We start from the raw sequence: 12,868 nt of genomic DNA on the forward strand, positions 1-12,868 counted from the left end.
ACATTGATTCGGGTTCCTCCCCGCTCTGTATTGGACCTGAGAGTTTCCGCGCAGCCAGCTTTCGCATGGCCCCGCTTGCACCGTCGGTGAGCATGGCCTGTTCGGGTTCAGCATCCTCGGATCAACCTTGGACACATGAATGGACAGCCTGCTGCTTTCCAGAGTTGCCTTGCCGCGGCGGTACATGGGCCTGAGAGATTCCTGGGGAGGATTTGCTCCTACGGCGCCTGCTTGTACCTACTAGCAGAACTCTCCCGCCGCAGATCAAAGGCATATTCAATTGCTCGTGACCGCAGTCACAATGGCTATTATCCTACGCCCGGCGCCGAGGAGCAAATAAATTACTTCCGCCCGGCGGAGGCTAGCGGCGCAGCCGATCCAGGGCTGCCAGCAGGCTCTCGACGTCGGCCGCCGTCTGTACCGCTGTGCCGGACGGCCCGATCGAGAGCATGGCATTGAAGTAAAGCCCGTCCCCCATGTACAGCACGGCCCGGGCGATCGCCGGGCCGACGTCGATGGCTATTTCCTCCAGCCACCGCTGTTGGATACGGGCGAATCTGCGTCGCGTCTCCTCGTGCGCAACTTCAGCGAGCCTTGTGGCGGCCACCACCGCACGGTCAAGGGGCGTATCATCCCAGACCGAGGACCGGATGAAGTACGCCGCGGCGCCCTCGGGCGCCTGGGCCATGGCATCTGCATCGGCCGCTGCAAACTCATCAAGCCGGTCAAGCAGCACTCCAATCAATGCTTCCTTGTTGGGGAAGTGGTAAAGCAGCCCGCCCTTGGAGACACCGGCCCGCCTGGCGACGGCGTCCAGGGTGGCAGCACGCTCCCCCACCTCAATCAGGAGCGCTTCGAAGGCGTCGAGGACGGCGCCGCGGGCGACTGGGGTTCTGGCCATGATTCCTATCATGCACGGTTTGATCATTGTCGTTTCTTAACTATACCGTCTGGACGGTATAGTTAAGCTCATGACCACGTCCGCAGCCATCACCAACAACTCCTCCGACACCCCTGGACGCAAGAGCTCATGGCGCGACTGGCTCGCCCTGGGCCTGCTGATGTTCCCTGTCCTTCTGGTGGCCGTGGACAACACTGCCCTGACCTTTGCGCTGCCGGCGATTGCCCGCAGCCTGGAGGCCAGCGGGGTGCAGCTGCTGTGGATCGTGGACGCGTACCCGCTGGTGCTGGCCGGGCTGCTGGTGGCGATGGGCAGCTTCGGGGACAGGATCGGCCGCCGGAGACTGCTCATGATCGGTACAGCGGGCTTTGCCGCCGTCTCAGCCGTCACAGCTTTTGCGCCCACTGCAGAATGGCTCATCGCCGGACGGGCCGGCCTGGGAGTCTTCGGCGCGATGCTGATGCCGTCAACGCTGTCGCTGATCCGCAACATCTTCCCGGACGCCAACCGTCGCAGGCTGGCCGTTGCCATCTGGGCAGCGGGATTCTCCGGCGGTGCCGCACTGGGCCCGATCTTCGGCGGCTGGCTGGTGGAGCACTTTTGGTGGGGGGCTGTGCTGCTCGTGGCGGTTCCCATCATGCTGCCCCTGCTCGCTCTTGGCCGGGCGTTCATTCCGGAATCCAGGGACCCGAATCCGGGCCGGGTGGACGTGCCCAGCATCCTGCTCTCAATGCTGGTGATGGTACCGGTTGTTTATGGCATCAAGGAGCTTGCCACCGAGGGGGTTGGCGCCCTTCCGCTGGCCATCATTGCGTTCGGGCTGGTGATGGGCTTCGTTTTTGTCCGGCGCCAGAAGCGGCTCGCATCACCGTTGCTGGACATTTCACTGTTCGGCAACAGTGTGTTTAGCACCGCGATCACCGCAAATGTACTGGCGTTGTTTTCGTTCAATGGCTTCATCCTGTTCCTGGCACAGCACCTGCAGCTCCTGGAAGGGCTCTCTCCGTCCGCGTCTGGTGTTGCCATGATCCCTGCCCTGGTTGCCACCGTGCTGGCCGGGCTGCTGGTGGTGCCATTGGTCAGGAAGATCCGGCCAGGGTTTGTGGTGGCAGGAGGCCTGTCCTTGAGCGCATTAGGGTATTTTCTGGTGGCATTCGGCGATCACAGCCCAGGACCTGCCCTCCTTCTGGGTGCCCTGCTGGTGCTGGCTCTCGGCGTAGGGGCGGCGGAGACCATTTCGAATGACCTGATTCTGGGCTCGGTCCCCGCCGCCAAGTCCGGCGCGGCGGCGGCCATTTCGGAGACCGGTTACGAGGTGGGTTCGCTGCTGGGCACCGCCATCCTGGGCTCCATCCTCACGGCGTCCTATCAGCAGCATCTGCTCCTGCCTGCCGGAGTCTCCGAACTTGCCTCCGGTGCAGCCGCACACCAGGCCGGCGAAACCCTTGCCGGCGCGGTCGAACTGGCCCGAACCCTGCCCGGACCGCTGGGGGCGGCACTGACGGACGCTGCCCGCGCCGCGTTCGATTCGGGCGTCCACATCACCGCAGCCATCGCGCTGGTGCTGATGGCAGCGGCGGCAGTCCTTGCCGCCGTCGTACTCCGGAAGGTCCCGACGGCGGACTAGGGCCGGGAATCGGCGCCACGCTCAGACTGCGGTATGAGACCTCAGCTCAAGTCAAAGCTACTTACTGTCCGGCGTGGTGACGCTGGCCGAGGCCTTCATGTTCTCGGCGCCAACCAACCAGGCGAACTGCTCAAGCTTGGCAATCAATGCGTGGAGGAGATCCGCGGTGGTGGGGTCTTCGTCATCCACTTCGTCGTGGACCTTGCGCATGGTGCCCACCGCTGCCTCGAGCCCCGCGACGATCCTGTCGATCGCGTCTTTGGTACTGACCAGGCCATCAGGGAACTGGGCCAGGCTGGTGGTTTTCGCAACGGTGGCGCTCCTTCCGTCTGGCAAGGCGTGCAGGGCGCGCATCCTCTCGGCCATGTCATCGGCAAAGAGCCTCGCGGCGTCAATGATTTCATCGAGCTGAAGGTGAAGGTCCCGGAAGTTGGCCCCCACAATGTTCCAATGTGCCTGCTTGCCCTGGATGTGCAGTTCGATCAGGTCGGCGAGCACGGCCTGCAGGTTGTTGGTCAGGGTCGGTGAAGCTTTCATGAATCCTCCTCGGGTGGTCAAGTGAATCCGACGCTACCGCAGAGGACGGCCATTCCGCGACGGCCGCGCGCAAGTGCTGCAGCCGTTCGTCGGCGAGCACGCACCCCACCCGGGCGCCTGCACGCAGCCCGTCCTGGACAGCAGGAAGTACCGTTGCGGGCGGACATCAGCGCTTCATAGCTGCCGGTGCTCAGGGCTCCCGATTAAAACAAACGAATTGAATTCATTACCCTCTTGCACAGTGGGGCAGTTCACGTCCATACTAAATGAACGTCATTCATTTAGTGACGGTCGTCTCACTGGAGAACATGCCCCCATGATTGAAGTTACCTGCCTTGGAACACCAGCTTCCCTGGCCCGCACTGAACCTTCCACCCGCACTCCGCTGCGTGTCGGCGTCGTCCAACACCGCTGGCACTCCACGGCCGCTGCTGTGCGCGCCGAACTCAATGACGGCATCGAACGCGCCGCCCGCCTGGGAGCCACTGTTGTCTTCCTTCCGGAACTCACCCTCTCCCGCTATCCGGCAGACACCCGGCCGGATAACGACCCGGCAGTGAGCATCCGCCCCTCGGACATCGCCGAAGATCTGCTGACCGGCCCCACTTTCCGGTTCGCCGCCGAGGCCGCCCGCCGCCACGGCATCTGCATCCATGCCTCCCTCTACCAGCGGGCGGAACACCCGGACGGCACTGACGACGGACTGGGCCTGAACACCTCCATCCTGGTCTCAGCCGAGGGCGAGCTTCTGGCCCGCACCCACAAGCTGCATATCCCCGTCACTGCCGGCTACTACGAGGACAAGTTCTTCCGCCAGGGCCCGGCAACGGATGACGCCTACGAGGTCCACGCACCGTCGGAGCTCGGCGGCGCGCGGCTGGGCATGCCCACCTGCTGGGACGAATGGTTCCCCGAGCTCGCACGCCTGTACTCCCTGGGCGGCGCGGAAATCCTCGTCTACCCCACCGCGATCGGTTCGGAGCCGGACCACCCCGATTTCGACACCCAGCCCCTCTGGCAGCAGGTGATCGTGGGCAACGGCATCGCCAACGGCCTTTTCATGGTGGCCCCCAACCGCTGGGGAAATGAAGGAACGCTGAATTTCTACGGTTCCTCGTTCATCTCCGATCCCTACGGCCGGATCCTGGTCCAGGCCCCGCGGGAGGAATCCGCTGTTCTCGTGGCGGATCTGGACCTCGACCAGCGCAAGGACTGGCTGACGCTCTTCCCGTTTCTGTCCACGCGCCGCCCGGACACCTACGCCCGGCTGACTGATCCGGTGGACCACAACGCCCCGTTCGGCTCAGAATCTTCGGGGAACAGGACTGGCTCAATCACGGCCACCCCGGTGGCGGAGCTTGCCGAGGCCCAGGGCGCCCGCGCATGATGGCCTGGCGCATGCCCGCCGAAACGGCACCCCAGGAGCGTATCTGGATGGCGTTCCCCACCGGCGGGTACACCCTGGGCGACACCGACGAAGAGGCACACGCCGCCCGTTCTGTCTGGGCCGCCGTCGCCAATGCCGCCGTCGAATTTGAGCCGGTCACCATGGTGGTGGCCCCCGACGACGTCGAGACCGCCGCCCGCTATCTGCACCCTGACGTTGAGGTTCTTACCGCTGAACTCAACGATGCGTGGATGCGGGACATCGGGCCCTCGTTCGTGCTGGACAACCACGGCCAGCTCGGCGCCGTCGACTGGATCTTCAACGGCTGGGGCGGACAGGACTGGGCAGCCTGGGACAAGGACTCCCTGATCGCAGCGGAGATCTCGGCCCGCACAGGCGCCCAGCACCTCCCCTCAGGGATCGTCAACGAAGGCGGCGGCATCCAGGTGGACGGCGAGGGCACCGTGCTGGTCACCGAAACCGTGCAGCTGGATCCTGGCCGGAACCCTGGACTGGTCAAGGCGGACATCGAGCAGGAGCTGGCCCGCACCATCGGGGCCACTCACGTCATCTGGCTGCCACGCGGCCTCACCCGGGACTCCGAAAAGTTCGGCACCCGGGGCCACGTGGACATCGTGGCGGCCATCCCGTCGCCGGGAACGCTCCTGGTGCACTCGCAGCAGAACCCGGATCACCCGGATTTCGAGATCAGCCGCGAAATCATCCAATTTCTGTCCACCACCCAGGACGCGGCCGGACGGGACTGGAACATCATCGAAGTTCCCGCCCCGGAGGCCATTACGGACGACGAGGGGTTTGTGGACTACAGCTACATCAACCACCTCGTGGTCAACGGAGGCGTCATCGCCTGCAGCTTCTCAGACCCCATGGATGAGAAAGCACTCCGTGTCCTCGCCGATGCCTACCCCGGCCGCCGTGTTGTCAGTGTTGACGCACGGGAACTCTTTGCCCGGGGCGGCGGCATTCACTGCATTACGCAGCAGCAGCCTGCTGCCGTCAAGAAAGGCCTGACATGAGTCAATCCGTTCAGAACCAACGCGGCTCCGCCGATCTCCCCGGCACCGCGCACGGCATTACCGGCAAGGGACTGAAAGGCGGGCAACTGGGGCTGCTCGCCGTTGTCGTCCTTGGTATTTCCACCATTGCCCCGGCCTATACGCTCACCAGCGCACTCGGCCCCACGGTCAACGAAGCCGGGCTTCAGCTGCCGGTGATCTTCCTGATCGGCTTCATCCCGATGATCCTGGTCTCGCTGGCCTACCGCGAGCTCAACGCGGACTCACCGGACAGCGGCACCACGTTCACGTGGGTCACCAAGGCCTTCGGCCCCTGGGTGGGCTGGATGGGCGGCTGGGGACTCCTCGCCGCGAACATCATTGTGCTCTCCAACCTGGCCGGCGTGGCGGTGGACTTCTTCTACCTGTTCCTGGCGCAGCTGACGGGCAACACCGAACTCGCCGATCTGGCGGCCAACAAGCCGCTGAACGTTCTCACCTGCTTGGTCTTCGTGGCGCTGGCCGTCTGGGTCAGCTACCGCGGACTGCACACCACCAAGATCGTGCAGTACGGGCTGGTGGGCTTCCAGCTGCTGGTGCTAGGGCTCTTTGTGGCCATGGCGTTCGCCAACTGGTCCACCTCCGAGACCGCCATCCCGTTCAGCTGGGAGTGGTTCGACATCACCAAGATCGAGACCTTCGGCCAGATTGCGGCCGGCATCTCGCTGTCCATCTTTGTGTACTGGGGCTGGGACGTTTGCCTCACCGTCAACGAGGAAACCTCCAACGGCAAGAAGACCGCGGGGCTGGCAGGCACCCTGACCGCCGTTGTGGTCCTGGGCATCTACCTGGTGGTGACCATCGCCACCATGATGTTCGCCGGCGTCGGGGACACCGGAATCGGCCTGACGAATGAGGAGAACCAATCGAACCTGTTCACCGCGCTGGCATCCCCGGTCATGGGCCCGTTCGCAATTTTGATGTCCCTGGCCGTGCTGTCGAGTTCCGCTGCATCGCTGCAGTCCACCTTCATGTCGCCGTCGCGGAGCCTGCTGGCCATGGCCCACTACGGTGCCATGCCGAAGCGGTTCAGCAGCATCAGCAAGAAGTTTTCGACGCCGGGATTCGCCACCGTTGCCGCAGGCGTCGTCTCTGCCGGCTTCTACGCCGTGATGCACGTGATCAGCGAAAATGTCCTGAACGACACCATCCTGGCGCTGGGCCTGATGATCTGCTTCTACTACGGCCTGACCGCATTGGCGTGCGTCTGGTACTTCCGCAACAGCGTCTTCAGCAGTGCACGGAACGTGGTGCTGCGCCTTGTATGCCCGCTCCTGGGCGGAGTCGGCTTGTTTGTGGTGTTCCTGCAGACGGCCGTGGACAGCTGGGCGCCTGAATTCGGCAGCGGTTCGGAGATCTTCGGTGTGGGACTCGTGTTTGTCCTCGGCATCGGGATCCTGGCCTCCGGCGCTGTGTTCATGCTGATCATGGCACGCCTGCGGCCCGGCTTCTTCCGCGGCGAAACTCTCCGCCAGGACACCCCCGCGCTGGTGGTCCCGGAATAACCGCGGCTGGACGCTACCAGCTGGACGAGCAACACAACAAAGCCCTGGCCCGGAGAACTTTCCGGCCAGGGCTTTTGTTGTGTTCAGTTCAGCGGCTCACCAGAAGTGGGCCACGTCGATGACCAGCCGCGATCCTGCGCCGGGTCCTGCCAGGGTGAATACCTGGAACGGCAACCGTGCCCGGACGCCCAGACCCATGCTGGTGTAGCCCTCAAAGCTCCCAGCGGAGGCAACCTGGCGGAACGTCTGGTAGCCGGCCACGTTGGCAAGCTCGTTCTTGTTCGCCGGCTTGTATGTTGCATTGCCCTTGGCGTCGTAGGACGGCGCATTGACTGTCACCTGGAGAAACGCCCCGCCCCGCAGCCTGATCGGAAGGCCGGAACCATCCTGGGTCGCAGTTGCAACGTAGCGGACCGTGTACCCCTTGGCCGGTCCGTTCAGATCAATCACCAGGCGGTCGAAGCAGTAGTGCTGCCCCGTCCTGACGTTGGTGACGGATGCGGAACTCATGGTCGCGTTGGACTCCTTCAGCGACCCCCACACAAGTCCGCAGTATGAGGCAGCCGAGGCGGGCCCCGGAGCCAGAAGACCTAGTCCGACAGCCATCAGAATAGCTGCCAGCCATACTTGAATTTTTTTCATTTTGGCCACCCCCTCGAGTGATTGGATAGCTCAAGCCTAGGAGCGGAAATTCCGTAAAACGAGGGTTGTGGCTGCTTCGCCACGCAACCGTTAATCTGACCGGCCAACGGTCACAGCGGCGTGATTCTGCGGCGTCATTTCGGCCCGGCGTGGCCGTTTCGGTGCCTTTCCTGCACATTGCCGTTATGCCGGATAACGGTGTCGCCACGGCGGCTGGCCAGGCTCTGCGTGGCGTGGAGGGCCGTCGTCAGGCTCTGTGTGGCGTGGACGGCCCTGGCCCGCATAAGCGTTGGTGGCCCGAGCCGGTCATGCGGGTGCGGACCGTTTGAAGCGGGACACGCATAGGCGCCGGCCGTCCTCAGAGGGTGACCGGCGCCTGATGGTGCCATGCTGTGAAGTTAGGGCGCGTTTGGGGCTGTTTAGCCTTCACAGTCGCGGCAGAACTTCAGTCCGTTCTTTTCCTTGGCAACCTGGGACCGGTGGCGGACCAGGAAGCAGGACGAGCAGGTGAATTCATCCGACTGCTCGGGAACAACAATGACCGTCAGTTCTTCGCCTGAGAGATCCGCACCGGGAAGGTCAATGCCTTCAGCAGTATCGTTCTCGTCGACGTCGATAACAGCGGTCTGGGCGCCACCGCCGCGGGACGCCTGAAGGGCCTCCAGCGATTCAGCGGGAGACTCTTCTTCTGTCTTGCGTGGGGCGTCGTAATCGGTAGCCATAGCGTGGTTCACTTTCGTTGCTGCGCAGCGCCATTTCAGGCACCTCAGTGAAGCAGTTTAGGTCATTATGCAGGTAGTTGGAGAATAGTGTGTTGAACCAGACATTTTACGACGACGCGCGGCAAGAGTATGACAGCCTTCGAGGCAACGCATCCTGGCGCCGCTTCGGGCAAAAGACGGGCGTAATCCGGGCCAAAGTGACCGGATGGTCAGCATTCCACTACACTGCCGGAGGACCAATCAGGCTCAGTCTGGACGCTATCGATCTGGAGTCACTTGGTGTCGCACTTGAGTATCGGACCGACGGCGATACGTTCTGGTGGCTTGACCCGCAGACAGGTGAGATCGGCTTCTGGGTCTCGGGCACCGCAGATGAATCCGACGAATCCGACGAGGATCTCGAAGAACGCGGTGCCATCAGGGTTGAGCCGGTGAGCTCGCACGAAAGCTACAGCGACATGGAAGATTTCATCGCGGGTGTCGACGACGCACAGGCCAGGGACCTGCTCTCGCGGGCGATCGAGCGCCAGAGGCCCTTCCGGCACTTCAAGGACACGCTTCTGGAATTCCCTGAACTGCGCGAAGGGTGGTTTGCCTTCCATGACCGGACCATGCGTCGACGTGCCATCGAATGGCTCGTCGACGTCGGCGTGGTGGACGGCAACGAGGCGGAGAAGGCGCTGGAGCAGTAGCGCCGACGTTGGCCCGTCCGCTAGTCGAGATGGTCGACTGTGGATAAGAAAACCGCCCCAGCGCCTAGCTACTTCCCGGTGCTGGAGCGGTTTTTCCCGGAGCCTCCTGTCGGATTCGAACCGACGACCCCCGCTTTACAAGAGCGGTGCTCTGGCCAACTGAGCTAAGGAGGCATGCCCTGCCTCATGGAACCGGCAGACGCCGAAACGGCGCTAGATAAGGTTAGCCCACGTACGCCCTGCTGGTAAAAACGGCGGCCCGGCCCCGGAGTGTCCCCGGACCGGGCCGTCGAATTGGGAGGCGGCTGTGGCTAGCCCTTGGCCTTGGCGTCGACTGCCGCCTGCAGGAATTCCGGGAACGGAGTCTTGGCGCTGTCGCCCTTGCCCCACTGCTTGCCTTCCACAAAAACTGTGGGTGTTCCGGTTACGCCCACCACGGACGCCTGTTGGGTGGCGTACTTCACATAGGGGCGGTACGTTTTCTCATCCACGCACGTGTCGGTGTTCTTCGCTCCTACATCGGTGGCCATCTTCTTCAGCTCGTTGTCGGAGAGCCCTGCGCTGCCTTCAGCTGGCTGCTTGTCGAAAAGTGCGTTCACGAAGTCCGAATACTTCTCCGGCGATTCGTTCACCACGCAGGCGGCCGCGTTGGCAGCACGGGAGGAATAGTTGGTGGTGGAGCGGGAGTCCAGGAAGCCAAGCGGCCGGTATTCCACGGAGATCTTGCCCTCGTTGCGGAGCTTGGTCATGGTCTCGTTGTACTTCGTCTCGAAGTCCTTGCAGACCGGGCAGATGAAGTCGATGTAAAGGACAACCTTCACCGGCTTGCCTGCCTCAGCCGCTGCACCCGGGGCAACAACTTCAGCCGGGGCAGTTGCCGGGGCAGACGGCAGGTCGGCAACGTTCACGGTTGCGGGGTCCGACTTGGCCACCTCGGTATTTGCCAGCAGGGTAACGCCACCGTTGACGTTGCCGTTCGCCGGGGTGGACCCCTGATCTGCAATCGGGGCATTGTTTTTGAGACTGGAAGTGACAACAAGTGCCACGATCGCGAGGATGGCCACCACGGCCACAACGATGCCCCAGCCGATGAGCAGCTTGTTGCGCTTGTCCTTCTTCAGCTGCGCTTCTCGGATCTCGCGGGCTTTCTCACGGGCCTCCGCGGTTCGCTCTGCTTTGGACTTGCGGACTTCGTTTGCGGGGCTCATCTGTTCCTCGTGTCGATCGACGTGGTGCGGACCACTCAGTGGCAACCCCACCCATTTTAGGGGAGAAATCTGGGAGCTTGCGATTTCAAGTTTCCTCCAGCATGCCCAACGGACGAATAGCACGGAAGATTCCGTCCCGTTAGGGTGGGCTGAGAGCCACAAGCAACCCCAGGGGGCCGCAATGCAACGACCGGAACGCGAACAACCCAGCGCCACGGGTGAAAACGGATCTGCACCACGCAGCCGCTCCGCCGCCACAAAGTACGACTTTATGGTGGTGTCCAACCGCCTGCCCGTTGACCGCTGTGCCCCGGGCGAGAACGGCGATGACGGCTCGGACGGCTGGCGCCGCTCACCGGGCGGACTGGTCACTGCGCTCGCCCCGATGATGACCAAATCAGACGGTGCGTGGGTGGGGTGGCATGGTGCCCCGGATGAGACCGTCAGGCCGTTCAGCCACGGCGGGATGGCCCTGATACCGGTCCAGCTGAGCAATGACGACGTCGAGCTTTTTTACGAAGGATTTTCCAACGCCACGCTGTGGCCCCTTTATCACGACGTCATCGCCCCGCCCGAGTTCCACAGAACCTGGTGGGACGCCTACCGCAGGGTCAACAAGAGGTTCGCCGACGCCGTCGTTCGCCATGCTGACGAAGGGGCCACCGTGTGGGTCCAGGACTACCAGCTTCAGCTGGTGCCGCGGATGCTGCGCGAAGCGCGGCCGGACCTGCGGATCGGGTTTTTCAACCACATCCCCTTTCCGCCGCCGGAGATCTTCGCCCAGCTTCCGTGGCGCCAATCCATCATCGACGGCCTCCTCGGGGCAGACCTTTTGGGCTTCCAACGCCCCAGCGATGCGGGAAACTTCATGCGCTCGGCCAAACGCTTCCTGGGCGCAAGCGTCAAAAAGCAGCAGGTCCACGTCAAGGGGCCCTACGGCGAAGTCACGCACATCGCCCGCGCCCAGGCATTTCCTATCTCCATTGACGTCGAGCAGATCAGCGAACTGGCCCAAAAGCCGGAGATCATCGAAAGGTCCCGCCAGATACGCCAGGACCTCGGAGACCCCAAGACCATCTTGCTTGGCGTTGACAGGCTGGATTACACCAAGGGCATCCGCCACCGGCTCAAGGCGTACGAGGAACTCCTCAACGAAGGCAAGCTCAAAGTGGAGGACGCCACCCTGATCCAGGTGGCCAGCCCCAGCCGCGAACGCGTAGAGCAATACCGCCTGCTCCGCGAGGAAGTGGAAGGAACAGTGGGCCATATCAATGGAACCTACGACACCATCCAGAACACGGCCGTCCGCTACCTCCACCACAGCTATCCCGTCGAGGAAATGGTGGCGCTGTATCTCGCCGCCGACGTCATGCTCGTCACCGCCCTGCGCGATGGCATGAACCTCGTGGCCAAGGAATACGTAACGGCCCGGACAGGCAACGACGGCGCACTGGTGCTCAGTGAGTTCGCCGGCGCCGCTGACCAGCTCAAGCAGGCACTCCTGATGAATCCGCATGACATTGACGGGCTCAAGGACACCATCATGCGGGCCGTCACCATGCCCCCCAAGGAGGCCGGCCGCCGTATGCGGTCCATGCGCAAGCAGATCCTGGACCACGACGTCGATCATTGGTCTGCGGATTTCCTGGCGGCGCTCAACGAAAAGGTGATCCGCGATGACTCCTGACGCCCCGCGCCCCGACGTCCCCGATTCCTCTGCCGGGACACCCCTGACGCTTTCCCCGGAGCTGCTCGACGCGGTGCGCCGGATAGCCGGCACCGAGCAACTGTTGGTGGCCATGGACTTCGACGGCACCATTTCGCCGCTCGTGGACCGCGCAGACGACGCCCGCCCCCTCCCCCGCTCAGCCGCGGCTTTTGCCGCCCTGGCGGCGCTTCCACGCACGACGACGGCACTCATCTCGGGACGCGCCCTCGCCAGTCTGCGGGCGGTCGCCGCGCCCCCACCCGAAACGCTGCTGATCGGCAGCCATGGTGCCGAAGCCTGGCTTGGCCCCGGATCCTCCCAGCTGACCCTTGACCAGGAGCGACAGGAGCTGCTGGCAGACGTCCGCAGGGTTCTTGAAGACGTCGTTGAGCTGGCCCCGGGCACCCTCCTGGAGGACAAGCCCGCCGGCGTGGTCCTGCACACGCGCCTGGCTGACGACGACGTTGCCGAAGACGCCGTGGCCGCTGCACGTGCCGCGCTTCAGGACCGCAAAGGGGTGTTCCTGAAGAACGGCAAGCGGGTGCTGGAAGCCTCCGTGGTCAATGCCTCGAAGGGCGAAGGCGTTGATTTTCTCCGCCAGGCCACTGATGCCACGGCGGTGATCTTCGCCGGGGACGACACAACGGACGAGGATGCCCTGGGACGGCTCGTTCAGGGCGATGTGGGAGTCAAGGTGGGGCTTGACTTCACGCAGGCCCAGTTCAGGGTCGAGGCGCCGGTCCACGTCGCCGAGCTCCTGGAGGCTCTCCTCCGGGAGCGCACCCGTGTCGTTGCGGAGCCGGGCTCGGACTAGCATCAAAAGTCGCCCGCGTTGCGCACCTCACATGTGACGTCTGTAACAT

12 protein-coding genes, 1 tRNA gene and 1 riboswitch are annotated in these 12,868 nt (G+C 63.5%); of the genes, 7 read left to right on the forward strand and 6 right to left on the reverse strand.

The annotated features are described in order from the left end of the window. Positions 1–168: 168 nt before the first annotated feature. Positions 169–267, reverse strand: a riboswitch (glycine riboswitch). A 94-nt stretch (positions 268–361) separates the two neighbouring features. Beyond that, complete coding sequence (locus V3C33_03435) at positions 362–901, reverse strand: TetR/AcrR family transcriptional regulator (protein ID XAS68388.1); 540 nt, start codon at positions 899–901, stop codon at positions 362–364. A 70-nt stretch (positions 902–971) separates the two neighbouring features. On the opposite strand from V3C33_03435, the gene V3C33_03440 reads away from it, so the two are divergent. Next, positions 972–2,528, forward strand: a complete 1,557-nt coding sequence (locus tag V3C33_03440; GenBank protein ID XAS68389.1) for an MFS transporter — start codon at positions 972–974, stop codon at positions 2,526–2,528. Positions 2,529–2,585: 57 nt separating this feature from the next. On the opposite strand, the gene V3C33_03445 is transcribed toward V3C33_03440, so the two are convergent. Then, entirely contained in the window at positions 2,586–3,065 is a 480-nt protein-coding gene (locus V3C33_03445; protein XAS68390.1) for a DNA starvation/stationary phase protection protein, read from the reverse strand. 316 nt (positions 3,066–3,381) lie between these two features. Between V3C33_03445 and V3C33_03450 the strand changes: the two genes are divergently transcribed. The 3 genes from V3C33_03450 to V3C33_03460 are packed head-to-tail and all read left to right on the forward strand — an operon-like array spanning position 3,382 to position 7,033. Continuing rightward, positions 3,382–4,452 carry a nitrilase-related carbon-nitrogen hydrolase gene (locus V3C33_03450; protein ID XAS68391.1) on the forward strand — a complete coding sequence of 357 codons (1,071 nt, stop codon included), beginning with the start codon at positions 3,382–3,384 and terminating at the stop codon, positions 4,450–4,452. Then, positions 4,449–5,489, forward strand: coding sequence for an agmatine deiminase family protein (locus tag V3C33_03455; GenBank protein XAS68392.1), 1,041 nt, complete (start codon positions 4,449–4,451; stop codon positions 5,487–5,489). Before V3C33_03450 ends, V3C33_03455 begins: the two co-directional genes overlap by 4 nt. Next, positions 5,486–7,033, forward strand: a complete 1,548-nt coding sequence (locus tag V3C33_03460; GenBank protein XAS68393.1) for an APC family permease — start codon at positions 5,486–5,488, stop codon at positions 7,031–7,033. Before V3C33_03455 ends, V3C33_03460 begins: the two co-directional genes overlap by 4 nt. 96 nt (positions 7,034–7,129) lie before the next feature. On the opposite strand, the gene V3C33_03465 is transcribed toward V3C33_03460, so the two are convergent. Then, positions 7,130–7,675 (reverse strand): hypothetical protein, encoded by a 546-nt coding sequence (locus V3C33_03465; protein ID XAS68394.1) that lies wholly within the window; start codon positions 7,673–7,675, stop codon positions 7,130–7,132. Positions 7,676–8,094: 419 nt separating this feature from the next. Next, positions 8,095–8,397 (reverse strand): DUF4193 domain-containing protein, encoded by a 303-nt coding sequence (locus V3C33_03470; GenBank protein XAS68395.1) that lies wholly within the window; start codon positions 8,395–8,397, stop codon positions 8,095–8,097. Positions 8,398–8,489: 92 nt separating this feature from the next. Here V3C33_03470 and V3C33_03475 point away from each other — a divergent pair, with 92 nt between their 5' ends. Next, positions 8,490–9,089, forward strand: coding sequence for a UPF0158 family protein (locus V3C33_03475; GenBank protein ID XAS68396.1), 600 nt, complete (start codon positions 8,490–8,492; stop codon positions 9,087–9,089). Positions 9,090–9,189: 100 nt separating this feature from the next. Here V3C33_03475 and V3C33_03480 read toward each other — a convergent pair. Further along, positions 9,190–9,263, reverse strand: a tRNA-Thr gene (locus tag V3C33_03480). Between the two features lie 137 nt (positions 9,264–9,400). Next, positions 9,401–10,297, reverse strand: a complete 897-nt coding sequence (locus V3C33_03485) for a DsbA family protein (GenBank protein XAS68397.1) — start codon at positions 10,295–10,297, stop codon at positions 9,401–9,403. 181 nt (positions 10,298–10,478) lie between these two features. Between V3C33_03485 and V3C33_03490 the strand changes: the two genes are divergently transcribed. Both V3C33_03490 and otsB read left to right on the forward strand, forming a co-directional pair. Then, positions 10,479–11,984, forward strand: coding sequence for a trehalose-6-phosphate synthase (locus V3C33_03490; protein XAS68398.1), 1,506 nt, complete (start codon positions 10,479–10,481; stop codon positions 11,982–11,984). Further along, positions 11,974–12,819 carry a trehalose-phosphatase gene (gene otsB, locus V3C33_03495; protein XAS68399.1) on the forward strand — a complete coding sequence of 282 codons (846 nt, stop codon included), beginning with the start codon at positions 11,974–11,976 and terminating at the stop codon, positions 12,817–12,819. The genes V3C33_03490 and otsB overlap by 11 nt, the downstream gene beginning before the upstream one ends. Positions 12,820–12,868: the final 49 nt, after the last annotated feature.

The organism is Micrococcaceae bacterium Sec5.7 (genome assembly GCA_039636785.1).
GTDB lineage: Bacteria > Actinomycetota > Actinomycetes > Actinomycetales > Micrococcaceae > Arthrobacter.